This window comes from Azoarcus sp. PA01, from assembly GCA_001274695.2.
Lineage (GTDB): Bacteria > Pseudomonadota > Gammaproteobacteria > Burkholderiales > Rhodocyclaceae > Aromatoleum.
The window spans coordinates 961,756-988,753 of record LARU01000002.1; the positions used below are offsets into that span (position 1 = coordinate 961,756).

At 69.1% G+C, this 26,998-nt stretch carries 27 protein-coding genes; 20 read left to right on the top strand and 7 right to left on the bottom strand.

Annotated elements, in window-relative coordinates; translation table 11 throughout:
• The first annotated feature begins 113 nt into the window (after positions 1–113).
• The 9 genes from PA01_05530 to mgtE all read left to right on the top strand — a co-directional run bounded on the left by PA01_05530 (position 114) and on the right by mgtE (position 8,587).
• On the top strand, positions 114–938 hold the full coding sequence (locus PA01_05530; GenBank protein KON81143.1) for an undecaprenyl-diphosphate phosphatase: 825 nt from the start codon (positions 114–116) through the stop codon (positions 936–938).
• Between the two features lie 61 nt (positions 939–999).
• Complete coding sequence (locus PA01_05535; GenBank protein KON81144.1) at positions 1,000–1,584, top strand: esterase; 585 nt, start codon at positions 1,000–1,002, stop codon at positions 1,582–1,584.
• A complete protein-coding gene (locus tag PA01_05540; protein ID KON81145.1) occupies positions 1,581–2,492 on the top strand; it encodes a methyltransferase domain-containing protein in 912 nt (303 codons plus the stop codon). Before PA01_05535 ends, PA01_05540 begins: the two co-directional genes overlap by 4 nt.
• A 90-nt stretch (positions 2,493–2,582) precedes the next feature.
• Positions 2,583–4,490, top strand: a complete 1,908-nt coding sequence (locus tag PA01_05545; protein KON81146.1) for an RNB domain-containing ribonuclease — start codon at positions 2,583–2,585, stop codon at positions 4,488–4,490.
• A gap of 12 nt (positions 4,491–4,502) precedes the next feature.
• Positions 4,503–4,991 carry a hypothetical protein gene (locus tag PA01_18600; protein ID KAI5913043.1) on the top strand — a complete coding sequence of 163 codons (489 nt, stop codon included), beginning with the start codon at positions 4,503–4,505 and terminating at the stop codon, positions 4,989–4,991.
• Positions 4,988–5,437: a TonB family protein gene (locus PA01_18605; protein ID KAI5913044.1), complete on the top strand. Its 450-nt coding sequence runs from the start codon at positions 4,988–4,990 to the stop codon at positions 5,435–5,437. The genes PA01_18600 and PA01_18605 overlap by 4 nt, the downstream gene beginning before the upstream one ends.
• A 2-nt stretch (positions 5,438–5,439) precedes the next feature.
• Positions 5,440–6,273: a shikimate dehydrogenase gene (gene aroE / locus PA01_05555; protein KON82329.1), complete on the top strand. Its 834-nt coding sequence runs from the start codon at positions 5,440–5,442 to the stop codon at positions 6,271–6,273.
• A complete protein-coding gene (mtgA, locus tag PA01_05560) occupies positions 6,270–6,962 on the top strand; it encodes a monofunctional biosynthetic peptidoglycan transglycosylase (protein ID KON81147.1) in 693 nt (230 codons plus the stop codon). Before aroE ends, mtgA begins: the two co-directional genes overlap by 4 nt.
• A gap of 182 nt (positions 6,963–7,144) precedes the next feature.
• Complete coding sequence (gene mgtE, locus PA01_05565; protein KON81148.1) at positions 7,145–8,587, top strand: magnesium transporter; 1,443 nt, start codon at positions 7,145–7,147, stop codon at positions 8,585–8,587.
• 44 nt (positions 8,588–8,631) lie between these two features.
• Here the strand turns inward: mgtE and hemL are convergent, their stop codons facing one another.
• The 3 genes from hemL to PA01_05580 are packed head-to-tail and all read right to left on the bottom strand — an operon-like array spanning position 8,632 to position 11,426.
• The gene (gene hemL, locus PA01_05570; protein KON81149.1) at positions 8,632–9,915 is read right to left on the bottom strand and encodes a glutamate-1-semialdehyde 2,1-aminomutase; all 1,284 of its coding nucleotides are present in this window, start codon (positions 9,913–9,915) and stop codon (positions 8,632–8,634) included.
• 46 nt (positions 9,916–9,961) lie between these two features.
• Positions 9,962–10,588 carry a thiamine phosphate synthase gene (thiE, locus tag PA01_05575; GenBank protein KON81150.1) on the bottom strand — a complete coding sequence of 209 codons (627 nt, stop codon included), beginning with the start codon at positions 10,586–10,588 and terminating at the stop codon, positions 9,962–9,964.
• Positions 10,581–11,426 carry a hydroxymethylpyrimidine/phosphomethylpyrimidine kinase gene (locus PA01_05580; protein KON81151.1) on the bottom strand — a complete coding sequence of 282 codons (846 nt, stop codon included), beginning with the start codon at positions 11,424–11,426 and terminating at the stop codon, positions 10,581–10,583. The genes thiE and PA01_05580 overlap by 8 nt, the downstream gene beginning before the upstream one ends.
• Positions 11,427–11,561: 135 nt before the next feature.
• Here PA01_05580 and PA01_05585 point away from each other — a divergent pair, with 135 nt between their 5' ends.
• The 11 genes from PA01_05585 to PA01_05635 all read left to right on the top strand — a co-directional run bounded on the left by PA01_05585 (position 11,562) and on the right by PA01_05635 (position 24,497).
• Positions 11,562–11,714 carry a rubredoxin gene (locus PA01_05585; GenBank protein ID KON81152.2) on the top strand — a complete coding sequence of 51 codons (153 nt, stop codon included), beginning with the start codon at positions 11,562–11,564 and terminating at the stop codon, positions 11,712–11,714.
• 104 nt (positions 11,715–11,818) lie between these two features.
• Positions 11,819–12,205: a response regulator gene (locus tag PA01_05590; GenBank protein ID KON81153.1), complete on the top strand. Its 387-nt coding sequence runs from the start codon at positions 11,819–11,821 to the stop codon at positions 12,203–12,205.
• Positions 12,206–12,234: 29 nt separating this feature from the next.
• Positions 12,235–12,594, top strand: a complete 360-nt coding sequence (locus tag PA01_05595; GenBank protein KON81154.2) for a response regulator — start codon at positions 12,235–12,237, stop codon at positions 12,592–12,594.
• Between the two features lie 5 nt (positions 12,595–12,599).
• On the top strand, positions 12,600–13,115 hold the full coding sequence (locus PA01_05600) for a chemotaxis protein CheW (GenBank protein KON81155.1): 516 nt from the start codon (positions 12,600–12,602) through the stop codon (positions 13,113–13,115).
• Between the two features lie 51 nt (positions 13,116–13,166).
• A complete protein-coding gene (locus PA01_05605) occupies positions 13,167–15,308 on the top strand; it encodes a methyl-accepting chemotaxis protein (GenBank protein KON81156.1) in 2,142 nt (713 codons plus the stop codon).
• Between the two features lie 19 nt (positions 15,309–15,327).
• Complete coding sequence (locus tag PA01_05610) at positions 15,328–20,604, top strand: Hpt domain-containing protein (protein KON81157.1); 5,277 nt, start codon at positions 15,328–15,330, stop codon at positions 20,602–20,604.
• Between the two features lie 134 nt (positions 20,605–20,738).
• Positions 20,739–21,305, top strand: coding sequence for a YqgE/AlgH family protein (locus PA01_05615; protein KON81158.1), 567 nt, complete (start codon positions 20,739–20,741; stop codon positions 21,303–21,305).
• Complete coding sequence (gene ruvX, locus PA01_05620) at positions 21,298–21,768, top strand: Holliday junction resolvase RuvX (protein KON81159.1); 471 nt, start codon at positions 21,298–21,300, stop codon at positions 21,766–21,768. The genes PA01_05615 and ruvX overlap by 8 nt, the downstream gene beginning before the upstream one ends.
• Complete coding sequence (pyrR, locus tag PA01_05625; protein ID KON82330.1) at positions 21,755–22,255, top strand: bifunctional pyr operon transcriptional regulator/uracil phosphoribosyltransferase PyrR; 501 nt, start codon at positions 21,755–21,757, stop codon at positions 22,253–22,255. The genes ruvX and pyrR overlap by 14 nt, the downstream gene beginning before the upstream one ends.
• Positions 22,248–23,219, top strand: coding sequence for an aspartate carbamoyltransferase catalytic subunit (locus PA01_05630; GenBank protein ID KON81160.1), 972 nt, complete (start codon positions 22,248–22,250; stop codon positions 23,217–23,219). The genes pyrR and PA01_05630 overlap by 8 nt, the downstream gene beginning before the upstream one ends.
• On the top strand, positions 23,220–24,497 hold the full coding sequence (locus PA01_05635) for a dihydroorotase (protein KON81161.1): 1,278 nt from the start codon (positions 23,220–23,222) through the stop codon (positions 24,495–24,497).
• Positions 24,498–24,592: 95 nt separating this feature from the next.
• Here the strand turns inward: PA01_05635 and PA01_05640 are convergent, their stop codons facing one another.
• Genes PA01_05640 through PA01_05655 form a run of 4 tightly spaced genes read right to left on the bottom strand, consistent with a single transcriptional unit; the run spans position 24,593 to position 26,998 of the window.
• Entirely contained in the window at positions 24,593–24,886 is a 294-nt protein-coding gene (locus PA01_05640; GenBank protein KON81162.1) for a DUF167 family protein, read from the bottom strand.
• 4 nt (positions 24,887–24,890) lie between these two features.
• Positions 24,891–25,469 (bottom strand): YggT family protein, encoded by a 579-nt coding sequence (locus PA01_05645; GenBank protein KON81163.1) that lies wholly within the window; start codon positions 25,467–25,469, stop codon positions 24,891–24,893.
• A gap of 6 nt (positions 25,470–25,475) precedes the next feature.
• Complete coding sequence (proC, locus tag PA01_05650; protein ID KON82331.2) at positions 25,476–26,300, bottom strand: pyrroline-5-carboxylate reductase; 825 nt, start codon at positions 26,298–26,300, stop codon at positions 25,476–25,478.
• Positions 26,297–26,998, bottom strand: coding sequence for a YggS family pyridoxal phosphate-dependent enzyme (locus PA01_05655; GenBank protein ID KON81164.1), 702 nt, complete (start codon positions 26,996–26,998; stop codon positions 26,297–26,299). The genes proC and PA01_05655 overlap by 4 nt, the downstream gene beginning before the upstream one ends.

A 26,998-nucleotide genomic window follows, 5' to 3' on the forward strand; every position in this document is an offset into this window, starting at 1 on the left:
CAACGCCCGTTCCCCGCCGTGCCGGAGCGACAGCGCCCGTTTATAGATCATTTCGCTGCCCCGCCACAATCCGCTCCGTATAATCCCGCCTTCGCACGCCCAAGGACTCCGGCATGGATCTTCCCCTCCTCGTTATCGCGCTCATTCTCGGCATCGTCGAGGGACTGACCGAATTCCTGCCGATCTCCTCCACCGGCCACCTGATCATCATCGGCGACCTGCTCGGCTACAACGACGCGACGAGCAAGGTGTTCAAGATCGTCATCCAGTTCGCCGCGATCCTCGCCGTATGCTGGGATTATCGCGAACGGCTGGTGCGCGTCGCGGCCGGGGTCGGCACCGAGCCCGCCGCGCAGCGCTTCATCGGTTTGCTGTTCATCGGCTTCCTGCCGGCGGCGGTGCTCGGCCTGATGTTCCATTCGACGATCAAGGGCCTGCTGTTCAACCCGCTGACCGTCGCGACGGCGCTCGTCGTCGGCGGCCTGCTGATCCTCTGGATCGAGCGCCGTGCGTACCATCCGCGCATCAACACGATCGACGAGATGCGCTGGCCCGATGCGCTGAAAGTGGGATTCGCGCAGGCCGCGGCGATGATTCCGGGCACGTCGCGGTCCGGGGCAACGATCCTCGGCGGGCTGGTGTTCGGGCTGTCGCGCAAGGCCGCGGCGGAATTCTCGTTCTTCCTCTCGATTCCGACCATGTTCGCGGCGACCGTCTACGACCTGTACAAGAACCGCGAGCTGCTCGACATGGCCGACCTGCCGGTGTTCGCGGTCGGCTTCGTCGCGTCCTTCTTCGCAGCGATGTTCGCCGTCAAAGCTTTCATCCACTTCATCTCGAACCACACGTTCGTCGCTTTCGCGTGGTATCGCATCGCGTTCGGGCTCGTGGTGCTCGCGACGTGGCAGCTGGGGCTCGTCGAGTGGAGTGAGTTCTAGCGGGCTGCAGCCCGCCGCGCGCGGCTAGACTGTCGCTTTCCGGCCGTCCCGAGAGGCTCCGATGATCATCTACCTGCACGGTTTCCGCTCCGCTCCGGCGTCGATCAAGGCGCAAGCGCTGCAGCGCCACATGGCGGCGAAAGGATTGGCGCACGCGTTCTGGTGCGAACAGCTGCCGGTGTCGCCGCACGCGGCGATCGCGCTGGTCGAGGCGCAGATCGCTAACTGCCGCCGTGAACGGCCGGAGCTTCGCCCGACGCTGGTCGGCAGCTCGCTCGGCGGCTTCTACGCGACCTGGCTCGCCGAAAGGCACGGGCTCGCGGCGGCGCTCGTGAACCCGGCCGTCGTCGCGCCGCTGTCGCTCGAAGTGTGGATCGGCCCGCAGACGAATCTTTACACCGGCGAGCGCTTCGACTTCACGGCGCAGCACATCGACGAGCTGCGCGCGCTCGACATCGCCGCGATCACGCAGCCCGAACGCTACTGGCTGCTCGCCGAGACCGGCGACGAAGTGCTCGACTACCGTGACGCGGTGACGAAATACGCCGGCGCGCGGCAGACCGTGCTCGCCGGCGGCGACCACGGCTTCTCGCGCTGGAACGATTATCTCGACGCGCTGCTCGAGTTTGCGGGACTGCCATCATGACCGGGCCCGATTTCGACGCGCGCCGCTTCAAGTCGATCGAGCGGGCCGGCTTCAACCGCATCGCCGCCCGCTACGCCGACGGCGCCCACCTGCGCGCGGACCTCGCCGACGCGCTGCTCGGCGCAGCACGGCTCGCGCCGGGCCGGCTCGTGCTCGACCTCGCGAGCGGCCCCGGCCTGCTCGCCCGCGCCGCCGCCCGCCAGGTGCAGCCGGGCGGCTGGGTGCTCGCGAGCGACATCGCCGAGGAGATGCTCGCCGAAGGCGCGCGGCGCACGCGCGGCGAAACTGCCGCCGCTGCGCTGCCCGCCAGCATGCCGGCGCTTTCGTTCGCTGCCGCCGACGCCGAACACCTGTGCCTGCCGGACGCGAGCTTCGACTGCGTGCTCGCCGGCCTCGCGCTGTTCATGTTCCCGCACCCGGAGCGGGCGCTCGCCGAGATGCATCGCGTGCTGCGCGCGGGAGGCCGCATCGCGCTGTCGACGTGGGGCGCGCGCGACGACGTCCCGCTGATCGGCTGTGCCCAGGACTGCATTGCCCGCCTGCTGCCGGCGCCGAAAGTCGCACGCCCGTCGGTGTTCCGCTTCGGCGACGCAGCGGTGCTCGAAGCGGCGCTCGAAGCGGCCGGGTTCGTCGACGTGCATATCGAGCCTTGCCGCTTCACGTGCCATTTCGCCGACGCCGCGGCGTACTGGCAGGCTTTCCTCGACCTCGCCGGCGGCGCTGCCGAGGCGCTCGCGCGCCTGCCGCAGACCGTGCAGCACGCGTTGCGCGACGCGGTCGCTGCCGAGCTCGACGCGCATCGCAGCACCGGCGGCAGCGGATATTCGCTCGGCGCGCTCGCGCTCGTCGCGACCGCGCAGCGCCCGGCGGAAGGAACCCTCGGCCGGCAAGGGGCGACCAACCGGTGACGACGCTCGCGCGCATCCTGGCCGGGACTTCGAGCCCGCTGCGAGCGAATCCTTTAAACTGTCGGGCTTGCTCATTGATGGCGGTAGCCGATGTTTGTGCTGTTCGAAGAGGACGGGGCCTTCAAGGCCGGGACGGTTCTCGCTGATAACGACTCCTCGCTGCAGGTGGAGACTTCTCACGGCAAACGCGTGAAGCTGAAAAGCAGCCACGTGCTGCTGCAGTTCCGCGAGCCCGCGCCGGGCGAACTGCTCGAACGCGCCGCGGCCGGCGCCGAGGAACTGGACACCGGTTTCCTGTGGGAAGTGTGCGGCGCCGACGAGTTCGGCTTCCAGGACTTCGCCGCCGAGTACCACGGCCACGCGCCGAACGCCGTCGAAGCTGCCGCGGTGCTGCTGCGCCTGCACTCGGCGCCGATCTATTTCCACCGCAAGGGGCGCGGGCGTTTCCGCAAGGCCCCTGCCGAGATCCTGCAGGCGGCGCTCGCCGGACTCGAAAAAAAGCGCCAGCAGGCCGAAGCGATCGAGCGCATGCGCAGCGAACTCGTCGCCGGACGCCTGCCGGCGGAACTCGCCGGCATGCTGCCGCAGCTGCTGTACCGCCCGGACCGCAACCGCATCGAGACCAAGGCGTTCGAGGCGGCCTGCGTCGACGCCGGCCTGTCGGCGCCGCGGCTGCTGCTCAAGTGCGGCGCGCTCGCGTCGAGCTACGATTTTCATTACAACCGCTTCCTGTTCGAATATTTCGAGGACGGCGTCGCGTTCCCGCCTTTCGAGCCGCCGCACGATCCGGCCGAACTGCCGCGTGCCGACGTCGCCGCGTTCTCGATCGACGACGCGACGACGACCGAGATCGACGACGCGTTCTCGGTCACCGCCCGCGAAGGCGGCGGCTGGCGCATCGGCATCCACATCGCCGCGCCGGCGCTCGGCTTCGCGCGCGGCTCGTCGCTCGACGCGATCGCGCGGCGCCGGCTGTCGACGGTGTATATGCCGGGCAACAAGATCACGATGCTGCCGGACGCGGTCGTCGAAGCGTTCACGCTCGCTGCCGGGCGCGACTGTCCGGCAGTGTCGCTGTACCTCGACGTCACTGCGGCGCTGGCGATCGTCGGCCACGAGAGCCGCGTCGAGCGCGTGCCGATCGTCGCGAACCTGCGCCACCACGACATCGAGCCGCTGTTCAACGAGCAGGTATTGCACGAGCAGGACGGCCCCGACTTCGAGTGGAAGCGCGAACTCACTTTGCTGTGGGACCTCGCGACGGTGCTCGAAGCCGGCCGCGGCAAAGCCGAATCGAACCAGAACCAGATCGATTTCAACTTCTACGTCGACTGGCAGACCGAGACCGCCGACGGCGCCGGCTACGTGACGATCACGCAGCGCCGGCGCGGTTCGCCGCTCGACAAGCTGGTCGCCGAGATGATGATCCTGGCGAACGCGACGTGGGGCAAGCTCCTCGACGAAGCCGGCGTGCCGGGCCTCTATCGCGCGCAGAGCGGTGGCAAGGTGCGCATGACGACCGTCGCCGCGCCGCACGACGGCCTCGGCGTCGACTGCTACGCGTGGTCGAGTTCGCCACTGCGCCGCTACGTCGACATGATCAACCAGTGGCAGATCATCTCGGTGCTGCGCGACGAACCGCCCGCTTTCGCGCCGAAGTCCGCGGACCTGATGGCGGCGCTGCGCGACTTCGAACTGACTTACGCCGCATATGCCGATTTCCAGCGCCAGATGGAGCGCTACTGGTGCCTGCGCTGGCTGCGCCAGCAGCCCGGCATCGCGGTCGACGGCAAGGTGCTGCGCGACAACCTCGTGCGCCTCGAAACGATTCCGCTGCTGCTGAAAGTGCCGTCGCTGCCGGTGCAGCTGCCCGGCAGCCGCGTGCGCCTGACGATCGAGGACAGCGACGTGCTCGACGTCGATGTCCGCGCGCGCTACGTCGAGACGCTCGCCGAGCCGACTCCGGAAGAGGCCGCAGACGCCGCGCTGGAAAGCTGAGCCGGGTGCGCAATGTCGAGCCGCCCGACCCTGCGCCGATCGAAGCCCGCCGCGAGCGCCCTGCGCCCGCTGCGGGCGAAGCTGACTGGCGGCGCGGGACGAGACGCGCGCCGGCTGCAGCTGGCGCTCGCCGTGTCGGTAGTGCTGCATGCGCTGATCCTGAGCATCAGTTTCACACTCCCGGCGCGCCCGCCCAATCGCGACCCGGGGCTCGAAGTCGTCCTCGTCAATGCCCGCCACGCGCGCGCGCCCGACAAGGCCGAAGCGCTTGCGCAGGCGAACGTCGACGGCGGCGGCAACAGCGACCGGCAAGTCAGGCCGAAGACGCCGCTGCCGGCACAGCAAGTCCGCCGCGACGGCGACGCCCCCGTGGAGGCGAGAAAGCGCGTCGCGCCGCCCGCGCCGGTCGAGCGCCGCGTGCTGACGCAGCCGAAAGCCGCGACCGCCGTCGCCCGCCCCCGCCGCGCGCGAGGAGCGACGCGCCGCCGGCACCCGCCGTGACGCCGTCCGGGCTCGACCTGCTCAACAGCGCTGCCACCGTCGCCCGTCTCGAAGTCGAGATCGGCCGCCAGCTCGACGATTACGCCAAACGCCCGCGCAAGAAGTTCATCGGCGCGCGCACGAAGGAATACCGCTTCGCGCAGTACGTCGAGGACTGGCGCCACAAGATCGAGCGCGTCGGCACGCTGAACTATCCGGAAGCGGCGCGCGGGCGGTTGTACGGGAGCCTGCTGCTGGTCGTCGCGATCCGTGCCGACGGCTCGATCGAGCGCGTCGAGATCCAGCGCTCGTCGGGCGAGCCGGTCCTCGACGAAGCGGCGAAGCGCATTGTCCGGCTCGCGGCGCCGTTCGCGCCTTTCCCCGGCGACATCCGCAGCGACACCGACATCCTCGAGATCGCCCGCACCTGGACTTTCACCAACGCCGACAAGGTAATCGCCCAGTGACCATCGACCGCTACGCCGTCATCGGCAACCCGATTTCCCACAGCCGCTCGCCGGCGATCCACGCCGAGTTCGCGCGGCAGACCGGGCAGCAGCTGTCGTACGAAGCGCTGCTCGCGCCGCTCGACGGCTTTCGCGACGCGGTCGAGCGCTTTCGCCGTGCCGGCGGCCGCGGCATGAACGTCACCGTGCCGTTCAAGCTCGAAGCGTTCGCGCTGGCCGACCGGTGCTCGCCGCGCGCGCGCGCCGCCGGCGCCGTCAATACGCTCGCGTTCGGCCCCGACGGCATTTTCGGCGACAACACCGACGGCGCGGGACTCCTCCGCGACATCGTCCACAACCTCGGTCGCCCGCTCGAAGGACAGCGCGTCCTGCTGCTCGGTGCCGGCGGCGCGGCGCGCGGCGCGCTGCTGCCGCTGCTCGCGGCGCGCCCGGCATCGCTGACGCTCGCGAACCGCAGCGTCGACAAGGCGCACGCGCTGGCTGCGGCGTTTCGCAACGACGCGCCGGACGTCGCGCTCGACGCGTGCGGCTTCGGCGAGCTCGCCGGGCGGACGTTCGATGTCGTTATCAACGCGACCGCCGCGAGCCTCGCCAACACAGCGCCGCCGCTGCCACCCGGGCTGTACGCGCCGGGCGCGCTCGCGTACGACATGATGTACGGGCGCGGCGACACGCCTTTCCTCGCCGCCGCCCGCAACGACGGCGCGACCCAGCGGGCCGACGGCCTGGGCATGCTCGTCGAGCAGGCAGCGGAGAGCTTCCTGCTGTGGCGCGGCGTAAGACCGGATACCGCGGCGGTGCTCGCCGCGCTGCGCCGCCAGCTTCTCGGCGGATGAAAACCGTGCTGCGCGGCGCAGGCTGGGCGCTGCTCGCGCTGGTCACGCTGTTCGTGCTGTACCAGCTGTGGATTTTCACGCTCGTGCTGTGGTGGAGCCACTTCAATCCGTCGAGCACGAGCTTCATGCGGCTGCGCCTCGACGAGTTGCAGGCAAAGCGACCGGATGTCGAGCTGCGGCACGAGTGGGTGCCGTACGAACGCATCTCGATCCACCTCAAGCGCGCCGTGATCACCGCCGAGGACGACACGTTCATCGACCACGACGGTTTCGATTGGGAAGGCATGCAGCGCGCGCTCGAGAAGAACCAGCGCAAGGGCCGCGCGGTCGCCGGCGGCTCGACGATCAGCCAGCAGCTCGCGAAGAACCTGTTCCTATCGCCGTCGAAAAGCTACTTCCGCAAGGCCCAGGAAGCACTCATCACGGTGATGATCGAAGCCGTGTGGAGCAAGCGCCGCATCCTCGAGGTCTATCTGAACGTCGTGGAATGGGGCAACGGCATTTTCGGCTGCGAAGCGGCTGCGCGACGCTATTTCCGCGTTCCGGCGAACCGCCTCGGCGCGGCCGAAGCCGCGCGCCTGGCGGTGATGCTGCCGAATCCGCGGCGCTACGAGAAGCAGTTCGGAGCGCGCCTCGCCGCCCATGCGCAACGCATCCGGTCGCGCATGGGCTACGCGACGGTGCCCTGAAACCGGCGCCCGCCGAACGCAGACGGCGCAGCAGAGGCACGCGTCGCCGAAGTCCGCCGGCAGACTTTCGCGGCGGCGCAGCATTTTGCGGGATCCGGGGTCGCAAGGGCGGGTCGAAGCCCGTAGAATTCGCGCCTTACGCCCTGACCCCACCCGATTTCACTCCCGCCCCGGAGGCGCCGATGAGCGCGCAAGACGAGCTCCACCCGGACGATATCCAGCAACACCTGCGCGAAGTGCAGGCGCTGCTGTCGCGCCACAAAGTGGTGGAAGAACTCGTCCATCGGCAGGACATGCCGCGCCACGAGCTCGTCGAAAACCTCGTCCACAAGCAGCATCTGGCCGAGCTGCAGAGTCGCCTCGACAAGCTCCACCCGGCCGACATCGCGTACATCCTCGAAGCGCTGCCGCCCGAGGACCGCCTGTTCGTCTGGGACCTCGTCAAGGCCGACCGCGACGGCGAAATCCTGCTGGAAGTGTCGGACGCGGTGCGCGAGACACTGATCGAGACGATGCGCCCCGACGAGCTGATCGCCGCGGCCGAGACGCTCGACGCCGACGAGCTCGCCGACCTCGCACCCGACCTGCCACCGGAAGTCATGCAGGACGTCTTCCAGGCGCTCGACAGCGAAGGCCGCGAGCAGCTGCGCGCGGCGATGTCGTTTTCGGAGGAATCGGTCGGCGCGCTGATGGATTTCGACATGGTGACGGTGCGCGAGGACGTCACGCTCGAAGTCGTGCTGCGCTACCTGCGCCGCTTCGACGAGCTGCCCGACCACACCGACAAGCTGTTCGTCATCGACCGCAACGATCACCTGAAAGGCATCCTGACGCTCGAGTCGCTGCTGATCAACGATCCGGAGATGACCGTTGCGGATGCGATGCATCGCGAGAACATCATCAGTTTCGAGCCCGACGACGAAGCCGACGATGCGGCCCAGGCGTTCGAGCGCTACGACCTCGTTTCGGCGCCGGTAGTCGACCGCGAGCGGCGCGTCATCGGCCGCCTGACCGTCGCCGACGTCGTCGATTTCATCCGCGAAGAGTCCGAAGCCGAGATCCTCAGCCACGCCGGTCTGCGCGAGGAAGAGGACATTTTCGCGTCGGTGTGGGATTCGGTGAAGAACCGCTGGGCGTGGCTCGCGGTGAATCTCGTCACGGCGTTCATCGCGTCGCGCGTGATCGGCGCGTTCGAAAACTCGATCGAGAAGCTCGTCGCGCTCGCCGCGCTGATGCCGATCGTCGCCGGCATCGGCGGCAACTCGGGCAACCAGACGATCACGATGATCGTGCGCGCGATCGCGATGGGCCAGGTCGAACCGTCGGCGATGCAGCGCCTGATGAAAAAGGAGATCGGCGTCGCGCTGTTCAACGGCGTCGTATGGGGCGGGCTGCTCGGCGTGCTCGCGTGGTGGCTGTACGACAGCGCGTCGCTCGGCGTCGTGATGACGGCGGCGATGACGCTGAACCTGCTGCTCGCCGCCGCTGCCGGCGTCGTGATCCCGATGTTGCGCATGCGCCTCGGCGCCGACCCGGCGATCGGCGGCTCGGTGATGATCACCGCGCTGACCGACTCGGGCGGCTTCTTCATCTTCCTCGGGCTCGCGACGCTGTTCCTGCTGTGATCCCGCGCTGCCGCCAGGCGGCGGGACAGGCGCAGCCCGCCGGTTCAGCCGAGACGCGCGAACACCGTGCGCGCGGCCGCGATCGTCTCGTCGATGTCGGCCGCGCCATGCGCCGCCGACACGAAACCCGCTTCGAACGCCGACGGCGCGAAGTAATGACCGGCGTCGAGCATCGCGTGGAAGAAGCGGTTGAACGCGTCGCGGTCCGACGCCATGACGTCGGCGAAGGACGTCGGCACGGCGGCGCTGAAATACACGCCGAACATGCCGCCGACCGAGTCGGCGCTGAACGTGACGCCGGCGTTGCGCGCCGCGGCGGCGAGCCCCGCGACGAGCTGCGACGTGCGCGCGGCGAGGTTTTCGTGGAAACCCGGCTCGCGCAGCAATTTCAGCGATGCGAGGCCGGCGGCGACCGCGACCGGGCTGCCCGACAGCGTGCCGGCCTGGTACACCGGGCCGAGCGGCGCGACGTGCTGCATGATGTCGCGCCGGCCGCCGAACGCGCCGACCGGCATGCCGCCGCCGATGACCTTGCCGAGCGTCGTCAGGTCCGGCGTGATGCCGTAGAGCCCCTGCACCCCTTGCGGGCCGACGCGAAAACCCGTCATGACTTCGTCGAAGATCAGCACCACGCCGTATTCGCTGCATAGCCGGCGCAGCCCTTCGAGGAAGCCCGGCAGCGGCTTGACGAGGTTCATGTTGCCGGCGATCGCCTCGACGATGACTGCGGCGATCTCGCCGCCGCGCGCGCGGAACACGTCCTCGACCTGCTGCAGGTCGTTGTAGTCGAGCACAATCGTGTGCTTCGCGAAATCCGCCGGCACGCCGCCCGACGACGGATTGCCGAACGTCAGCAGCCCGGAGCCCGCTTTGACGAGCAGGCTGTCGGCATGGCCGTGGTAACAGCCTTCGAACTTGACGATCGCGTCGCGGCCGGTGAAGCCGCGCGCGAGCCGGATCGCGCTCATCGTCGCCTCGGTGCCCGAGCTCACCAGCCGGACCATCTCGATCGACGGCATCAGCTCGCAGATCAGCTCGGCGATTTCGACTTCGGCTTCGGACGGCGCGCCAAACGACAGCCCGGCGAGCGCTGCTTCGCGCACCGCCGCGACGATCGCCGGGTGCGCGTGGCCGGCGATCGCCGGCCCCCACGAGCCGACGTAATCGACATAGGCCTTGCCGTCGGCATCCCACACGCGCGCCCCTTCGGCTCGCGCGATGAAGCGCGGCGTGCCGCCGACCGAGCGGAACGCGCGGACCGGCGAGTTGACGCCGCCGGGAATGGACTTCTGGGCACGCTGGAAAAGGGCTTCGTTTCTGTCGGTCATGTCGATGGCAACCCGTGATGGCATTTGAAGGGAAAAAGCGGACGCGTCAGGTGTCGAACAGCGTGCGGTAGGCGGCGGCGCGCGCACCGGGATCGGGCGCGTCGAAGACGTCCGCGACGACCGCGACAAGACTCGCGCCGGCCGCGATCACTTGCGCCGCGTTGTCGAGCGTGAGGCCGCCGATCGCGGCGAGCGGCACATCGAGTTCGCGCCTGCCACGAACGAACAGCTCGAGCGGAGCGCGGACGGCGGCCGGTTTCGTCGCCGACGGGAACACCGCGCCGAACGCGACGTAATCGGCACCCGCCGCGCCTCCCGCCACCGCGCGCGGCCACTCGTCGTAGCAGGTCACGCCGAGAATCCTGTCCGGCCCGAGCGCGCGCCGCGCCGCGGCGAGATCGCCGTCCTCGCGGCCGAGATGCACGCCGTCCGCGCCGCTTGCGAGCGCGAGCTCGAGGCTGTCGTTGACGATGAACGGCACGCCGGCTTCGCGGCACAGCGCCGCGATCTGCCGCGCCTGCCCGAGCTGCAGCGCGGCGTCCGGCTGCTTGCTGCGGTACTGCAGCAGCGCGGGCCGCCCGCCGAGCGCGCGCTCAACCTGCGCGACGAGCGTTGCCGTATCGGGAGAGTCTGGGGTGATCAGGTACAGCCCGCGCAGACGTGCGTCACGCATCGTCGCGCTCCTCGGGCCGTGCCCAGAAGAAGCGGTCGGGCAGCGCCAGCCCCATCCCCGGCCGGTATGCGCCGGAGAGCGCCTGGAATGTGAATTCCTGCGCTTCGCGCACCGCTTCGGGAACTTCCATGCCGTGCGCGAGCGCCGCCGCGACCGCACCGGCGAGCGTCGCCCCGGCGCCGAGAAAACGCCCCGGCAGCCGCTCCCACGCATCGGTGCGCACGACCCCTTCGTCCCCCATCAGGATATTGACGACCTGCGGCCCCGGCTCGCCGGCTCCGGTCAGCAACACGTATTCCGTGCCGAGCGCGAGCAGGTGCGCGACCGCGTCTTCGAGCAGGAGCTGCTCGTCGGCGTCGGCGTCCTCGAGGCTGGCGTTCGCAAGCCGCAGCACTTCGTGGCGGCTCGCGACGAGCACCGTCACCTGCGGCAGCACCAGTTCGGCCAGCGCGGCGAGCATCTCGTCCGCGGCGCCATCGTCACCGTCGACGTACGACAGCGCAGGCTCCAGCACGAGCGGCAGATCGGGGTAGTCGGACAGGATTTCGGCGATCGCGGCAACGTTCTCGACGTTCCCGACCAGCCCGAGCTTGAGCGCGTGCACCGGGATGTCTTCGAGCACCGCGCGCGCCTGCGCGGCGACCGCGTCGGCATCGAGCGCGAAGAGCTCTTCGATGCCGCGCGTGTCGCGCACGGCGACCGCCGCGACGACTGTCAGCGGGTGGCATCCCATGCTCGCCAGCGTCAGGACATCGGACTGCAGACCGCCGCCACCCGTCGCGTCGCTGGTGGCAAAACAGAGCACGGAAGGCGGAACATCCGGGGTACCGTAAGACATTTATTCAAGCTACCTGCGATGGGGTAATGCAGCTGGTCTGGCGCGGCAGGGAAAATGCGGTAAGATGCGGCGGATTTTACAGCCAATTCGCGCCGAGCACGCTGCCAGATGGCCAACACGCAACACAGCACCTGGATGTGCCTGGTCTGCGGCTTCATCTATGACGAAGCCGTCGGACTGCCCGCTGAAGGGGTTCCGCCGGGCACCCGCTGGGAAGACCTTCCACCGAACTGGACCTGCCCCGAATGCGGAGCCCGCAAGGAAGACTTCGAGCGGGTCGAGCGCTGAAGCGTGCGGAGGTCCGCGCAGGCCGCGGACGGTGCGCCCGGCCCCGCCCCTGGTCGGGGTGCCGGTGGAAGGGCCGCAAGAACGAACCAGCGAGGATTGACGTCATGGATCTGACCGGACTCAAGGTGATGGTGATCGACGACAGCAACACCATCCGGCGCAGCGCCGAGATCTTTCTGACCCATTCGGGCTGCGAGGTGCTCCTCGCCGAGGACGGCTTCGACGCGCTCGCGAAGATCGCCGACCATCGCCCCCATGTCATTTTCGTCGACATCATGATGCCGCGCCTCGACGGCTATCAAACCTGCGCGCTGATCAAGAAGAACCCGCGACTTTCGGCGACGCCGGTAATCATGCTGTCATCGAAGGACGGGCTGTTCGACCGCGCCCGCGGCCGCATGGTCGGCTCCGACGAATATCTCACCAAGCCGTTCACGAAAGACAGCCTGCTCAGGGCGGCAGCTGCCCACGCCAGCCGCACCGCAGACTGACCGCCACGGGAGCACCGCGACAAATGACGATCAAGAAAATCCTCGTGGTCGACGACTCGCCGACCGAACGCTTCGCGCTGACCGAGCTGCTGTCCGCTCGCGGCTACCAGGTGGTCACGGCCGAAAACGGCGAGGACGCGATCGCGAAGAGCAAGAGCGAAATGCCCGACCTCATCCTCATGGATGTCGTCATGCCCGGCATCAACGGCTACCAGGCCACGCGCATGATTGCGCGCAGCGAATCCACCCGCTCGATCCCGATCATCATCTGCACTTCCAAAGGCCTCGAGACCGACCGCATCTGGGGCATGCGCCAGGGCGCCCACGACTATCTCGTGAAACCGGTCGACGGCGCTGAACTGCTCGTCCGCATCCAGGCGCTGGGCTGACGCGGATGGCGAAGCGACTGAGCCTGCGCGAGTTCCAGGAAGACCTCGTGCGCCGTTTCGCCGAAGCCCGCAGCGGCGACCGCCACGCGCTGCTGGGCGTGCAGGCCGGTGCGGAAAACTGGCTGATCAACCTGACCGACACCGGCGAGATCGCGCCGCCGCCGCCGCTCGTCCCGGTGCCGCTCGCGTGCGAATGGTTCCGCGGCCTCGTGAACGTGCGCGGCACGCTGTTCAGCGTCGTGGACTTTTCGGCCTTCCACGATGGCGCACCGATCGATCCGGGCGGAGCGGCGCGGCTGCTGCTCGTGGGCATGCGTCACGGTGTCAATTGCGCGCTGCTCGTGTCGCGCGCGATCGGCCTGCGCAGCCCCGACGACTTCCACCCGGACCGCAACGGCGGCGACGACGCGCGACCCTGGGTCCAGGCCCGCGTGCGCGACGCGCGAGAGCGCCTGTGGCTGAAGCTCGACGTCCCGCAACTCCTTGCGCATCGCAGCTTCCTGAACGCCGCGATCGACTGACGCACATCCGTTTTTCCCCTGAACGCCGATCCGAACTCGCGGAGCAAGAACATGGCCCTCAAGCTTCCAAAGCTGGACTTCACCATCGCCAGGACGGCCTACGTCGAGGACGCGCCGGCCGCGACCACGATCATGGAAGCGCCGCTGCACCGCGCTGCACCGAAGGAACGGAAGGCGCGGCCGCAAAAGCGCCCCCGCACCGCGTCCGAAAAAATCGCGCTGCTGGGCATGGCCTTCGCGCTGACGACGATCGCGGGTCTCGGGCTGATCTTCCATCAGTTCCGCGAATCGGCGAACGCGACGTCCTACATTTCCGTCGCCGGTGAAATGGAGACGCTGTCGCAACGGATCGCGAAGGCGGCACAGCTGTCGCTGCAGGGCAACCCGCAGGCGTTCGTCGACCTGCGCAGCGGGACGAGCCGCTTCGCCGAACTCCTCGACACGCTCGATCAGGGAGGCTCGATCGCCGGCAGGGAAATCCCGCCGGCACCTGCCGTCGCACAAGCCGGAATCGCCGCGCTGCACGCGGCGTGGAGCGAGACCGAGCGCAATGCCGCCCGGCTGCTCGGCCAGGAGAAGACCCTTCTCACGCTGACCGACGCCATCACGACGCTCAACGAGGAGGACGAACAGCTGTTCCAGCAGGCTCGGCAGCTGGCGCAAGTCAAGCTGCAGACCAACACTTCAGGTGCCGACATCGCCGCGGCCAGCACCGTCGTGATGTTGACGCAACGCATCACGAAAAATGCGAACGCGCTGCTCGCCCCGAACGCGGTCGAACCGCAGACCGCGGCTGCGCTTGCTCAGGACGCGCGCGCCCTCGTCGAGCTCGTCGCGACGCTCGCGCAGGCGACGACGGATCCCGCGGCGCGTGCGCGCCTGCAGGGTTTCGAGGCGCACGCGCAGGGCACTCTCGCTGCGGTCAACCGCATCGTCGACAACATCGACGTCCTCGTGCGGGCGAAACAGGCCGGTCGCTACATCTTCTATCGGGATTCCGAAGCCCTGACGACCCATGTGCGCGCGCTGTCGGCCACCTTCGACGAAAGCGTCCGCGGCCTGACTCCGGCGACGCTCGGGATCGCCCTCGTCGCCCTGCTCGGCCTGGCGATCCTCGGCCTGATGGCGAAGATCAACAATGCCGAGATCGCTGCGCGCGGCGCCGAAGCCGAAGCGTTGCGCAAGAACGCCGAGGACGAACACAACCTTGCCCAGCAGGCGATCCTGCGGCTGATGAACGAAATGGGCGAGCTCGCCGACGGTGACCTGACGGTGCGCACGACCGTCTCGGAAGACATCACCGGCGCGATCGCGGACTCGGTCAATTACACGATCGAGGAACTCTCGGTGCTGGTGCGGCGAATCAACGACGCTGCCGGCCGCGTGACCGCCGCGACCGAATCGGCGCAGCGCACCTCGACCGAGCTGCTCGACGCAACCGGACGCCAGTCGCGGGAGATCCAGGAAGCCGGCGCGGCCGTGCAGCAGATGGCGCGCTCGATGAGCGAATCGTCCGAACTCGCGTTGCGCTCGGCGCAGGTCGCGCGGCGCTCGCTCGACTCGGCGCGCAAAGGCGCCGGCGCGGTCGAGAACACGATTCGCGGCATGAACGACATCCGCGGCCAGATCCAGGACACCTCCAAGCGCATCAAGCGGCTCGGCGAGTCGTCGCAGGAAATCGGCGAAATCGTCGAACTGATCTCGGACATCACCGAACAGACCAACGTGCTCGCGCTGAACGCGGCGATCCAGGCTGCGTCGGCCGGCGAAGCGGGACGCGGCTTCACCGTCGTCGCCGAAGAAGTGCAGCGCCTGGCCGAACGCTCGGGCGAAGCGACGAAGCAGATCGCGGCGATCGTGAAGACGATCCAGACCGACACCAAGGACGCGGTCGGCTCGATGGAAACGGCGACGCGCGACGTCGTCGAAGGGGCGCAGCTGTCCGACGCCGCAGGCCAGGCGCTGGCTGAGATCGGCGACGTGTCGACGGAAACGGCGCGCCTCATCGAACAGATTTCCGGCGACACGCAGCAGCAGGCCGCGGCCGCGACGCGCGTCGCCGACGCGATGAAGGAGATCCTCGCAGTCACCGAGCAGACGGCACGCGGCACGCAGCAGACTGCCGTGTCGGTCGGCCAGCTTGCCGACCTCGCCGTCGAGCTCAAAGGCTCGGTGTCGGGCTTCAAGGTCTGAGCCGCCCTCGAGGACGCCCATGAGCCACCCTGACGCCCTGGATCTCGGCCCGCTGAGCTGGGTCAAGACCGAAATCGACCTCGCGCTCGCGCGTGCCGACGAAGCCCTCGAGCAAGCGCTCGGCGCCGCCGCGCCCGCCGCCTGCGTCCAGTTTGCGCAGACGCATCTGCACCAGGCATGCGGCGCGCTGTCGATCGTCGGCCTCGACGGGCTGAGCCAGTTCGCGTCCTCGCTCGACCAGCTGCTGGGCCTGCTCGCGCACGGCGAACGCCCGACCGACGCGGCGACGGTGGAGCTCGCACGCCGTGCGCTGGCGACGATCGGCAACTATCTCGAAGAGCTGGTGCACGGCACGCCGGACCAGCCGCTGCGCCTCCTGTCGCTCTACGAGGAAATCGGCGCCGTCCGGGGCGTCGCGCCGGTGTCGCCGGCGGAACTGTTTTTCCCCGACCTCTCGCTGCGTCCGGCGCGCCGCGGCACGGCGGACGGATTGAACGAAGACGTCCGCCAGCAACAGCTGCGCGCCCACCGCGCGCTGTTCCAGCGCGGCCTGCTGCAATGGCTGCGCACCCCCGCGGACGTCGCCGGTCCGCAGACGATGCTTGCAGCAGTGCGCGACATCGAAGCCCTGCATACCGGCACGCCGGTCGGGATGCTGTGGTATGCCGCACAGGCTTTCCTCGAGACGCTGATCCATCAGGACCTGCCGGCACGGCCCGACATCAAGCGCCTGTGCTCGCAGCTCGACGCCCAGCTCAAGCGCCTGTCCGACATCCCTGCCGTCGTCCCCGACCGCCTCGTGCGCGAGCTGCTGTACTGGACCGCCCAGGCGCCGGCGCGCACTGAGCACCAGAAGGCCGTCCGCGCGACCTGGCAACTCGACGCGCTGCTTCCGGAACCCGGCGCGACCGTCAGCGCGGCTCCGCTCGCGGCGCTGCTGAAGACGCTGCAAGGACTGATGAGCGCGGCGAAACAGGCCTGGGACGGCTTCGCGGAAGGCCACGCGGTGGAGCTGCCACGCTTTGACGCGCACCTCGCCGAACTCGCCGGGCAAGCTTCCCGACTCGGCCGGCCGGCGCTCGACCGGCTGCTTCGCGGCGTCGCCGAGTTCCTCGCATGGCTACGCAAAGACCCGCTGCACTGCAACGACCCGATTGCGCTGGAAGTGGCGACCGCGCTGCTGCTGTGCGAAGCGGGGCTCGAACGCGGCGCCCCCGGTGCCGAATTTTCCGCGCACGTCGATGCTACGGTGGCGCGGCTCGAAGCGCTCGCGCGAGGCGAACCGGTCGCGGCGGTCGAGCGTTCGCCGGCAGCACAGACGGCACGCCGCGCGCAAGAGCGCGACGCGCTCGGGCAGCTTTCGCGTGAAATCCTGTCGAGCCTTGCGCAAGTCGAGCAGGTGCTCGACGATTTTTTCCGCAACGAGCAAAAACGCGCGCCGCTCGCGAACCTCGCAAAGCCGCTCAGGCAGATCGCCGGCGCGCTCGCGCTGATCGGCGACGCGCCCGCCGTCGCCCTCGTCGATGACGCTGCCGACACCATCGCCCGCCTCGCGGACGCCGGGCAGGACCTCGATCAGGGCGAACACGAACGGCTCGCGCGGCGACTGTCGGCGCTGGGTTTTTACGTCGAAGCGCTGCAGCACGGCCCGGCGCGGCTGGAACGCTTCCTCGACGCACGAGACGTCGAAGAGACGCCGGCGCCGGCCGCTGCGCAGGCCGCAGAAGCTGCTGCGCCACCGGCAGCCGAAGCCGCCGAACTCGATGCCGAACTGCTCGCGATTTTCATCGAGGAAGCCCATGAAGTCCTGGCGGTGATCGGCGAACGCCTCGAGCTGTCGGGCCGCGATGCCGATGCGCCCGAGCATCTCGTCGCGATCCGCCGCGGTTTTCACACGCTCAAAGGCAGCGGCCGCATGGTTGGTCTGCACGACCTCGGCGAGACCGCCTGGGAGATCGAACAGACCCTGAACCGCTGGCTGCAGCTCGAATGGACGCCGTCAGGCGCCCTTCATCAGCTGATCGACGCGGCCCGCGCGCTGTTACTGGAATGGGTGCGCGATCTGGAAGCCGGTCGAAGTCAGCTGCGGGACGTCGCCGCACTGGTCCTCGAAGCGCAGCGTCTGCGCAGCGACGAGCGCGCAGTCGAAGCCGCGCCACCTGCCGGACCGGAAGTGATAACCGAGGCGAAGGCAGCCACCGAGCCGCTGGCTGAAATCGCGCTGCCCGAAGACGACGCGCCGCCGGAGTTTTCCGGCCATCCCGCCGAACCCGACACGCTTCCTGCCTGCACGGCGCTTGACGACGCGACAGCCGACCCCTTCGCTCCGATCGTGCCCTGCGACGACGAGCTTCTTGTCGGCCTCGAAATCGAGAGCTCGATCTTCGATTTCGGCGATCTTCCCGAAAGCGATCCCGAAGCGACCTTGTTGCCGTTCGGCCCGGAGACCTTCAGCGTCCCGTCGGACGCGTCGTTCGACGCCGCGGCGCCCACATCCGAGACCGACGAGCCCGCCGCACTGTGCCCGGCCGCCGAGCGCGAAAGCGTGCGCATCGGCGCGGTGGAGATCAGCCGGCCGCTCTACGACCTTTACATTGGCGAAGGACGTCAGCACCTCGCCGTCCTGCACGCCGAGCTCGCGCGACTGGATGCCAATCCGACGCTGATACCGGCGGAGGAAGCGCTTCGCGCCGCCCATACGCTGGGGGGCATCTCGGGCACGACGCGACTGATGCCGCTGCACGAGCTCGCACGCGGACTCGAACACGCGCTCGAACGCCTGCGCGACACTGCACAGGTGCCGACGGCCGAACAGACTGCGCTGCTGAAGTCGGTGAACGACACGCTCGACGCGATGCTGGCCGAAGTCGGCGCGCGCCGCATGCCGCTCGCAGTGCCGGAGCTCGTCGAGCAGCTCGACGACCTTGGCCGCGAGACACCGCTGGAAACCGGCATCGAAGCGCTGCCGCCAGGCGCCGACGGCATCAGCTTCGAAAACCTCGTCGCCGCGCGGCCCGTCGAGACCCCAATCGTGCCGTCCGGGCCCGGCTTCGCACTCCGGGACGAGCTCGACGCGCAGCTGCTGCTGGTTTTTCTCGACGAAAGCGCCGAGCTGCTCGGCGAGCTGCACGCGGCGCTGCGCCACTGGCGCGCGGGCGGCGCGGCCGATGCTGCGCAAGCCACGGCGCGCCTGCTGCACACGCTCAAGGGCAGCGCACGCATGGCCGGGGCAATGACGCTCGGGCAGCACGTGCACGAACTCGAAGCGCAGCTCGTCGCGGCACTCGAAGCCGGACAGGAGCCGAGCGGCGGGCTCATCGACGAACTGACCGCCGGGCTCGATCGGGCCGAACAGCTGATCGACGCGATCGCCGGCGGCGAACCCGCACCCCAGGCACCTGCATCGGGGCATGCAGCGCCGGCAACGCCAGCCGAGCAGGAAGGGGCGAGCGGCGCCGCGACCTTGCGCGTGCGCGCAGACGCGGTCGATCGCTTCGTCAACCAGGCGGGCGAAATCGGCATCACCCGCACGCGCGTCGCCGGCGAACTGCGCACGCTGCGCCGCTCGCTGCTCGACCTGACCGAAAACGTCATCCGCCTGCGCAACCAGCTGCGCGAAGTCGAGCTCCAGGCTGACGTGCAGATGCAGTCCCGCCTCGCGCGCAGCGACGCGCACGACGGCGAGTTCGACCCGCTCGAGATGGACCGCTACACGCGGCTGCAGGAACTCACGCGAATGATGGCCGAAAGCGTCGGCGACGTGACGACCGTCCAGCAGAGCCTGTTGCGCAACCTCGACGGCGCCGAGCTCGCGCTCAACAGCCAGGCGCGCCTGTCGCGCGATCTGCAGCAGGCGCTGATGCAGGTGCGCATGGTGCCGTTCGACAGCCTCGCCGACCGGCTCTACCGCGTCGTGCGCCAGAGCGCGAAGGAACTGGGCAAGCGTGCCGACCTCGACTTGCGCGGCGGACGCCTCGAGATCGACCGCAGCGTGCTCGAACATCTGGTCGCGCCGCTCGAACACCTGCTGCGCAACGCCGTCGCGCACGGCATCGAACTGCCCGACGCGCGGCGCGCCGCCGGCAAAGGCGAAATCGGCCGGATCACGCTGAGCGTGAGCCAGGAAGGCAACGAAATCGCGATCACGCTCGCCGACGACGGTGGCGGCCTCGACTACCGGCGCATCGCCGAACAGGCACGCGCGAGCGGCCTGCTCGGCGCCGACGAGGCGGCCGACGAGTGGCGTCTGACGAACCTGATCTTCATCCCGGGTTTTTCGACCGCGGCCAGCGTGTCGCCGCTCGCCGGCCGCGGCGTCGGCATGGATGTCGTGAAGTCCGAGACGGCGGCGGCGGGCGGGCGCATCGACGTCCATGCCGAAGTCGGCCGCGGCACCGAGTTCCGCATCCATCTGCCGCTCACGCTCGCCGTCACGCAGGCCTTGCTCGTTCGCGCCGGCGGCCGGACTTACGCGATCCCGTCGAGCATGATCGCGCAAGTGCTCGAACTCAAGGCCGAGCCGCTCGACGCGCTGCGGCGCGAAGGCAGCACCGAGTGGCAGAGCCGGCACTTCGCGTACCGCTATCTTCCGCAGCTGCTCGGCGAGCGCTTCGCCCAGCCTCCCGAGCAGCGCTTCAACTGGGTGCTGCTGCTGCGCGTCGGCGCGCAGACGCTGGCGCTGCACGTCGATGCGCTGCGCGGCAACCAGGAAATCGTCGTCAAGAGCGCCGGTCCGCAGCTCGCGCGCCTGGTCGGCATTTCCGGCGCAACCGTGCTCGGCGACGGCGAGATCGTGCTGATCCTGAACCCGGTCGCGCTGGCAAGCCGCCGCGTCGCCGAAGCCGCCGCGAGCGCGGCAAACGCCGGCGGCGAAGCGCCGGAACCGCTGGAGCCGTTCGAAGCGGCGCCGCTCCGTGTCCCCACCGTGATGGTCGTCGACGATTCGCTGACGGTGCGCAAGATCACCGGACGCCTGCTGGAACGCGAAGGCTACCGGGTCGTCGTCGCGAAGGACGGCGTCGATGCGCTGGAGCGGCTGCTCGAAGCGGTGCCGGACGTGATCCTGTCGGACATCGAGATGCCGCGCATGGACGGCTTCGACCTGCTGCGCAACATCCGCGCCCACGAGCGCACGCGCGACGTGCCGGTGATCATGATCACGTCGCGACTCGCCGACAAACACCGCGAGTACGCCGGACGCCTCGGCGCGAACCATTATCTGGGCAAGCCGTACGACGAGAACGAGCTGCTCGGGCTGTTGCGCACGCACACCGGGCAAGCCGCCGTGGCGGCCTGACGACGGGTGCGGAGAAAACGGCGGCCTGGGAGCGTCAGTTGCTACGCAGGAGCTGCCCCGAGGGCGCTGCGGCGAAAGATCTCCCTTCCGCCGCATTCCTGCGCATCCTCGCCACGACGAGCTAAAATGCACCCATGAGCGCAATCACTTCGAATCTCACGCACCATTTCCTGATCGCCATGCCGAACATGGCCGATCCGAATTTCGTGCGCAGCCTCACCTACATCGCTGAGCATAACGAGCAGGGCGCGCTCGGGATCATCGTCAATCGACCGATCGACATGACGCTCGCGGCGCTGTTCGAACGCATCGACGTGCCGCTCGAAGCCGACGGGCTCGCCGGCCAGCCGGTTTATTTCGGCGGCCCGGTGCAGACCGATCGCGGCTTCGTGCTGCACCGTCCGGCCGGCGAATGGCATTCGACGCTCGTCGTCAACGACGAAGTCGGCCTGACGAGTTCGCGCGACATCCTGCAGGCGGTCGGCGCCAGCGGCGAGCCGCCCGAAGTGCTGGTGACGCTCGGCTACGCGGGGTGGACCGCCGGTCAGCTCGAGCAGGAGATCGCGGACAACAGCTGGCTGACCGTGCCGGCCGACCTCGCGATCGTTTTCGGACTCCCGCCCGAGGAGCGCCTCGCCGCGGCGATGCAAATGCTCGGCATCGATTTCGCGAACCTGAGCGAGTCCGCGGGGCATGCCTGACGTGCCGGGTCGGGCGCCCGCCGCCCTGCCCGCCCGTGGCACCCTGCTCGGCTTCGACTTCGGTCTCGCGCGGGTCGGCGTTGCCGTCGGCGAACTCGAAACCGGCCGTGCGAATGCGCTGCTGACCCTCCACGGCGAAGCCAGCGCGCCGCGCTTCGCGGCGATCGCCAAGCTCCTCGACGAATGGCGGCCGGTCGGACTGGTGGTCGGCATGCCGCGCCATCTCGACGGCACGCCACACGAAATGACCGCCCGCTGCCGGCGTTTCGCGAACCAGCTGCATGGCCGGTTCGGCCTGCCGGTGCTCGAATGCGACGAGCGGCTGTCGTCGGCCGCGGCGGACGCCGCGCTGGCCGAAGCGGGGACGCACGACTGGCGCGCCCGCAAGCAAGTCCTCGACGCGGTCGCGGCCCAGCTCATCCTGCAACACTTTCTGGACACTCATGGACATGCAAAGCCTTGATGCCGAGGCGCTCTGCAAGACGCTGGTCGAGCAGATGCGCCCGCACGTCTCACCGGCGACCGCGCTGGTGGGCATCCATACCGGCGGCGTGTGGCTCGCCGAGCGCCTGCACCGCGCGCTCGGCCTGAGCCAGCCGCCGGGTTCGATCGACGTGTCGTTCTACCGCGACGACTTCGGCTCGAAAGGGCTGCACCCGCAGCTCAAGCGCACCGAAATCCCGTTCACGGTCGAAGGCGCCGACGTGATCATCGTCGACGACGTGCTCTACACCGGACGCACGACGCGCGCGGCGATCAACGAGCTGTTCGACTTCGGCCGCCCGGCGCGCGTCGACCTCGCGGTGCTCATCGACCGCGGCGGCCGCGAACTGCCGATCGCGCCGCGCTACTGCGCGCTGACCCTGCCCGAACCCCTGCCCGCGAACCGGAGCCTGCAGCTCGAGACCGGCGCGACGGGCGAACTGACGCTGAGGCTGATCGATGCGTAATCCGCAGCTCAACAAACACGGCGAACTGCAGCACCTGCTGACGATCGACGGCCTGCCGCGCAGCATCCTGACCGCGATCCTCGACACCGCCGCGCCGTTCACCGAAGTCGCCGAACGCGAAGTGAAGAAGCTGCCGCTGTTGCGCGGCAAGAGCATCTTCAACCTGTTCTTCGAGAACTCCACGCGCACGCGCACGACGTTCGAGATCGCCGCGAAGCGCCTGTCGGCGGACGTCGTCAATCTCAACGTGTCGACCTCGTCGGCCGCCAAAGGCGAGAGCCTGCTCGACACCGTCGACAACCTGTCCGCGATGCAGGCCGACATGTTCGTCGTGCGCCACGCCGCGAGCGGCGCGCCGTTCCTGATCGCGCAGCACCTCTTCACGACCGGGCGTGACCACATCCACGTCGTCAATGCCGGAGACGGACGCCACGCGCACCCGACGCAGGGGCTGCTCGACATGTACACGATCCGGCACTTCAAGCGCGACTTCACGAACCTCACCGTCGCGATCGTCGGCGACGTGCTGCATTCGCGCGTCGCGCGCTCGCAGATCGGCGCGCTGACGACGCTCGGCGTGCCCGAAGTGCGCGTCATCGGCCCGAAGACGCTGCTGCCGACCGACGTCGAGCGGCTCGGCGTGCGCGTCTTCCACGACATCCGCGAAGGCCTGCGCGGCGTAGACGTCGTGATGATGCTGCGGCTGCAGAACGAGCGCATGAACGGCGCGCTGCTGCCGACGCCGCAGGAGTTCTACAAGGTGTGGGGCCTGACTGCCGAGAAGCTCGCACTGGCGAAGCCCGACGCGATCGTGATGCACCCGGGGCCGATGAACCGCGGCGTCGAGATCGATTCGTCGGTCGCCGACGGCGCGCAGGCGGTGATCCTGCCGCAGGTCACGTTCGGCATCGCGGTGCGCATGGCAGTCATGAGCATGCTGGCCGGCCAGCAGGGGAGCAAGTAAATGAAGATTCGCATCGCCAATGGCCGCGTCATCGACCCGGCCAATGGAGTCGACGACACGCGCGACATGTATCTCGCGGACGGCAAGATCGTCGCCCACGGCCGCGCCCCCGACGGGTTCGCCGCGGAACGCACGATCGACGCGACCGGCCTCGTCGTCGCACCCGGCCTGATCGATCTCGCGGCGCGCCTGCGCGAGCCGGGCTTCGAATACCGCGCGACGCTCGAATCCGAAATGGACGCGGCGATGGCGGGCGGCGTCACGAGCCTCGCGATCCCGCCCGACACCGATCCCGTGCTCGACGAACCCGGCCTCGTCGAAATGCTGTGCTACCGGGCGAAGAAGCTCAACCGTGCGCACGTCTATCCGGTCGGCGCACTGACGGTCGGGCTCAACGGCGAGCGCCTGTCGGAGATGGCCGAGCTCGTCGAAGCCGGCTGCGTCGCGTTCGGCCAGGCGAACGTGCCGGTCGTCGATAGCGCAGTGCTGCTGCGGGCGATGCAGTACGCCGCGACTTTCGGCTTCCGCGTGTGGCTGCAGCCGCTCGCGCCTTTCCTGTCGCGCGGTTTCGCGCACGACGGCGAAGTCGCGACCCGCCTCGGCCTGCCGGGCATCCCGACCGCTGCGGAAACGATCGCGCTGTATGCCCACCTCCAGCTCGCCCGCGCGACCGGCGCACGCCTGCACGTGACGCGCTTGTCGAGCGCCGAAGGGCTCGCGCTGATCCGGCAGGCGCGCGCCGACGGGCTCGACGTCACCTGCGACGTGTCGGTCAACCACCTGCACCTGTCCGAGATGGACATCGGCTACTTCAACAGCAACTGCCACCTCGTGCCGCCGCTGCGCAGCCAGCGCGACCGCGACGCGTTGCGGCAGGGGCTCGCCGACGGCAGCATCGACGCGCTGTGCTCCGACCACACGCCGGTCGATGACAACGGCAAGCTCACGCCGTTCAGCGAATCCGAGCCCGGCGCGACCGGCCTCGAACTGCTGCTGCCGCTGACGCTGAAGTGGGCGCAGGAAACGGGGCTGCCGCTGGGTCAGGCGCTCGCTCGCGTCACGTCCGACGCGGCACGCATCATCGGCATCACGAAAGCCGGGCATCTCAGCGCGGGGGCGCGGGCCGACCTGTGCCTGTTCGATCCGGCCGCCCACACGACGGTGCGCCGTGACACGCTGCGCAGCCAGGGCAAGAACACGCCTTTCCTCGGGCTGGAACTGCCGGGACGCGTGCATTACACGCTGGTCGAAGGTCAGGTGATGCACGAGCTGAGCTGAGCTTGAGCTGAACACCTCGTTGGACCGGCTCGACGGGAGCTGGGGTGATGCAGGCGGGACGCCGATCGGTCACCCCCGCCTCCGCAGCGAACGAGCTACCCGAGCGCGCGCAGACGGGCGAGCGCTTCGCTGCCCGCCCCTTCGATCCGCACGCGTTTCGCGCGCGAAGTTTCGCCGCTGACGAGGCTCACCGCTGAACGGCCGACGCCGCAGAAAGCGGCGAGAAAAACCGTCAGCGCGGCGTTCGCATTGCCATCGACGGGCGGCGCGGCGAGACGCAGCTTCATCGCGTCGCCGTGCGGACCGACGAATTCCGTCTTTTTCGCTGCCGGCTGCACATGCAGCGACAGGACGAGGCTGCCGTCCGCAGCTTCACGCAGCCAGTCCACGCTGTCAGCCGACGAGCAGCGCCGCAAAGTTGCCGCGCAGGCTGCTGACGACCATCAGCACGATCTGCAGCACCAGCAGCAGTACGAGCGGCGACAGGTCGACGTTCGCGATCGGCGGAATCACGCGGCGGAACGGCCGCAGGAACGGCGCCGACAGATTGTGGAACACCGATGCGGCCGGGGCATGCGGGCTGACCCACGACAGCACCGCCGACATCAGCACCACGGCGATGACCAGGTAGATCGCCATGCGCAACAGCTCGAGCAGCCCGAGCCCCCAGACGCCGAGCAGCAGGCCGGCGACGCTGCCGTCGAGCGGCACGCCCCTGACCCACAGCTCGATGAACACCATCAGCGTCTGCAGCACCCACGCCGGCACGAGGCTCGCGAGGTCGATCCCCATCAGGCCGGGAATCACGCGGCGCAGCGGACGGACGACCCAGTCGGTCGTCGCGACGACGAACTGGCCGATCTGGTTGCGGAACGACACCCGCTGCCACTGCATGAAGAAGCGGGCGAGCAGCATCAGCGTCAGAAAGCCCGCGGCGGTGTTCAGGATCAGGAGCAGCACGTTGCCGAGCATGGGCGATCAATCCTTTCCGAGCTGTTCGCCGAGTTCGCGGCCGCGCACGTCCGCGGCATGTACCGCGCGCACGATCGCGTCGAAGACGCCCGACGAAGCCATGCTCGCGAGCGCGGCTTCGGTCGTCCCGCCTTTCGACGTCACGCGCTCGCGCAACACCGCGGGCGCCTCGTCGGCGCCGGCCGCGAGTTTCGCCGCGCCGAGCACGGTGTCGAGCGCCAGCCGCCGCGCGGTTGCCGCGTCGAAGCCGAGCGAGACGCCGGCCGCTTCGAGCGCTTCGATGAAATGGAACACGTAGGCGGGCCCGCTGCCGGAGACCGCCGTCACCGCGTCCATCTGCGCTTCGTCGGCGATCCACACCGTGCTGCCGACCGCGCCGAGAATGCGCTCGGCGGCTTCGCGCCCCGCGGCATCGACCGAAGGATCGGCGTACAGGCCGGTGACGCCTGCGCCAATCAGCGCCGGCGTGTTCGGCATCGCGCGCACCAGGCGATGGTAGCCGCCGAGCCAGCGACCGACGTCGGCGAGCCGCAGGCCGGCGGCGATGCTGACGACCACCTGGCGCGTCAGTCGCCCGGCGAGCGGCGCGACGGCGGCTTTCATCTGTTGCGGCTTGACTGCGAGCACGACGACATCGCACCCGAGCACGTCGTCATCGACGGCTTGGGCGGTGCGGATGCCGAAGCGCTCCGCGAGTCGCGCGCGGCTGTCGGCCTGCAGGTCGACTGCCTGAATGTCCGGGCTCGCAAAACCGCGCTCGGCGAGGCCGCCGATCAGGGCGGTCGCCATGTTGCCACCGCCGAGGAAACTGATCTTGATGCGTTCCGTCATGCTCGCTCCTCGCGCACGTGCCGTGCGCCGAAAATTGCGGTGCCCACGCGCACCATCGTCGCGCCTTCGGCGATCGCCAGTTCCAGGTCGTCCGACATCCCCATCGACAGCGTGTCGAGCGCGAACCCCGCGTCGTTGAGGCGATCGCGAAGCTGTCGCAACGTCGCGAAGCGCGCGCGCAACAGGGCTTCGTCGCCTCCGGCTTCGGGAATGCACATCAGGCCGCGCAGCGCGAGACGCGGCAGCTTCGCGACCGCCGCAGCGAGCGCCGGCACTTCGCCGGGCGCGACGCCGCTCTTGCTTGCCTCGCCGCCGAGATTGACCTGGATGCATACGTTCAGCGGCGGCAGATCACTGCCGCGCTGCTCCGACAGCCGTTCGGCGAGCTTGAGCCGGTCGACCGAGTGGACCCAGTGGAAATGCGCCGCGACCGGGCGCGTCTTGTTACTCTGCAGCGGCCCGATGAAATGCCATTCGAGTTGCAGCGCGTGCAGCTCGGCCGCTTTCGTGGCACCTTCCCGGACGTAATTTTCGCCGAACAGCCGCTGCCCGGCGTGCGCCGCTTCGACGACGCATTGCGCCGACTGCGTCTTGCTGACGGCGAGCAGCGCGACGTCCTCCGGCGTGCGTCCCGACGCCCGGGCAGCCGCCGCGACGCGCTGGCGCACGGCTTGCAAGTTCGCGGAGATTGATGTCAT

What these genes read in the sequence shown, in the direction of transcription:
- PA01_05600 (KON81155.1), top strand. Translation starts at nt 12,600, where the DNA reads ATGGCGAAGCGACTGAGCCTGCGCGAGTTCCAGGAAGACCTCGTGCGC.
- PA01_05540 (KON81145.1), top strand. Translation starts at nt 1,581, where the DNA reads ATGACCGGGCCCGATTTCGACGCGCGCCGCTTCAAGTCGATCGAGCGG.
- PA01_05580 (KON81151.1), bottom strand. Translation starts at nt 11,426, where the DNA reads ATGTCTTACGGTACCCCGGATGTTCCGCCTTCCGTGCTCTGTTTTGCC.
- PA01_05610 (KON81157.1), top strand. Translation starts at nt 15,328, where the DNA reads ATGAGCCACCCTGACGCCCTGGATCTCGGCCCGCTGAGCTGGGTCAAG.
- PA01_18600 (KAI5913043.1), top strand. Translation starts at nt 4,503, where the DNA reads ATGTCGAGCCGCCCGACCCTGCGCCGATCGAAGCCCGCCGCGAGCGCC.
- proC (KON82331.2), bottom strand. Translation starts at nt 26,300, where the DNA reads ATGACGGAACGCATCAAGATCAGTTTCCTCGGCGGTGGCAACATGGCG.
- mgtE (KON81148.1), top strand. Translation starts at nt 7,145, where the DNA reads ATGAGCGCGCAAGACGAGCTCCACCCGGACGATATCCAGCAACACCTG.
- pyrR (KON82330.1), top strand. Translation starts at nt 21,755, where the DNA reads ATGCAAAGCCTTGATGCCGAGGCGCTCTGCAAGACGCTGGTCGAGCAG.
- thiE (KON81150.1), bottom strand. Translation starts at nt 10,588, where the DNA reads ATGCGTGACGCACGTCTGCGCGGGCTGTACCTGATCACCCCAGACTCT.
- mtgA (KON81147.1), top strand. Translation starts at nt 6,270, where the DNA reads ATGAAAACCGTGCTGCGCGGCGCAGGCTGGGCGCTGCTCGCGCTGGTC.
- PA01_05545 (KON81146.1), top strand. Translation starts at nt 2,583, where the DNA reads ATGTTTGTGCTGTTCGAAGAGGACGGGGCCTTCAAGGCCGGGACGGTT.
- PA01_05535 (KON81144.1), top strand. Translation starts at nt 1,000, where the DNA reads ATGATCATCTACCTGCACGGTTTCCGCTCCGCTCCGGCGTCGATCAAG.
- PA01_05585 (KON81152.2), top strand. Translation starts at nt 11,562, where the DNA reads ATGTGCCTGGTCTGCGGCTTCATCTATGACGAAGCCGTCGGACTGCCC.
- hemL (KON81149.1), bottom strand. Translation starts at nt 9,915, where the DNA reads ATGACCGACAGAAACGAAGCCCTTTTCCAGCGTGCCCAGAAGTCCATT.
- PA01_05615 (KON81158.1), top strand. Translation starts at nt 20,739, where the DNA reads ATGAGCGCAATCACTTCGAATCTCACGCACCATTTCCTGATCGCCATG.
- PA01_05590 (KON81153.1), top strand. Translation starts at nt 11,819, where the DNA reads ATGGATCTGACCGGACTCAAGGTGATGGTGATCGACGACAGCAACACC.
- PA01_05605 (KON81156.1), top strand. Translation starts at nt 13,167, where the DNA reads ATGGCCCTCAAGCTTCCAAAGCTGGACTTCACCATCGCCAGGACGGCC.
- PA01_05645 (KON81163.1), bottom strand. Translation starts at nt 25,469, where the DNA reads ATGCTCGGCAACGTGCTGCTCCTGATCCTGAACACCGCCGCGGGCTTT.
- PA01_05630 (KON81160.1), top strand. Translation starts at nt 22,248, where the DNA reads ATGCGTAATCCGCAGCTCAACAAACACGGCGAACTGCAGCACCTGCTG.
- PA01_05530 (KON81143.1), top strand. Translation starts at nt 114, where the DNA reads ATGGATCTTCCCCTCCTCGTTATCGCGCTCATTCTCGGCATCGTCGAG.
- PA01_05655 (KON81164.1), bottom strand. Translation starts at nt 26,998, where the DNA reads ATGACATCAATCTCCGCGAACTTGCAAGCCGTGCGCCAGCGCGTCGCG.
- PA01_05635 (KON81161.1), top strand. Translation starts at nt 23,220, where the DNA reads ATGAAGATTCGCATCGCCAATGGCCGCGTCATCGACCCGGCCAATGGA.
- ruvX (KON81159.1), top strand. Translation starts at nt 21,298, where the DNA reads ATGCCTGACGTGCCGGGTCGGGCGCCCGCCGCCCTGCCCGCCCGTGGC.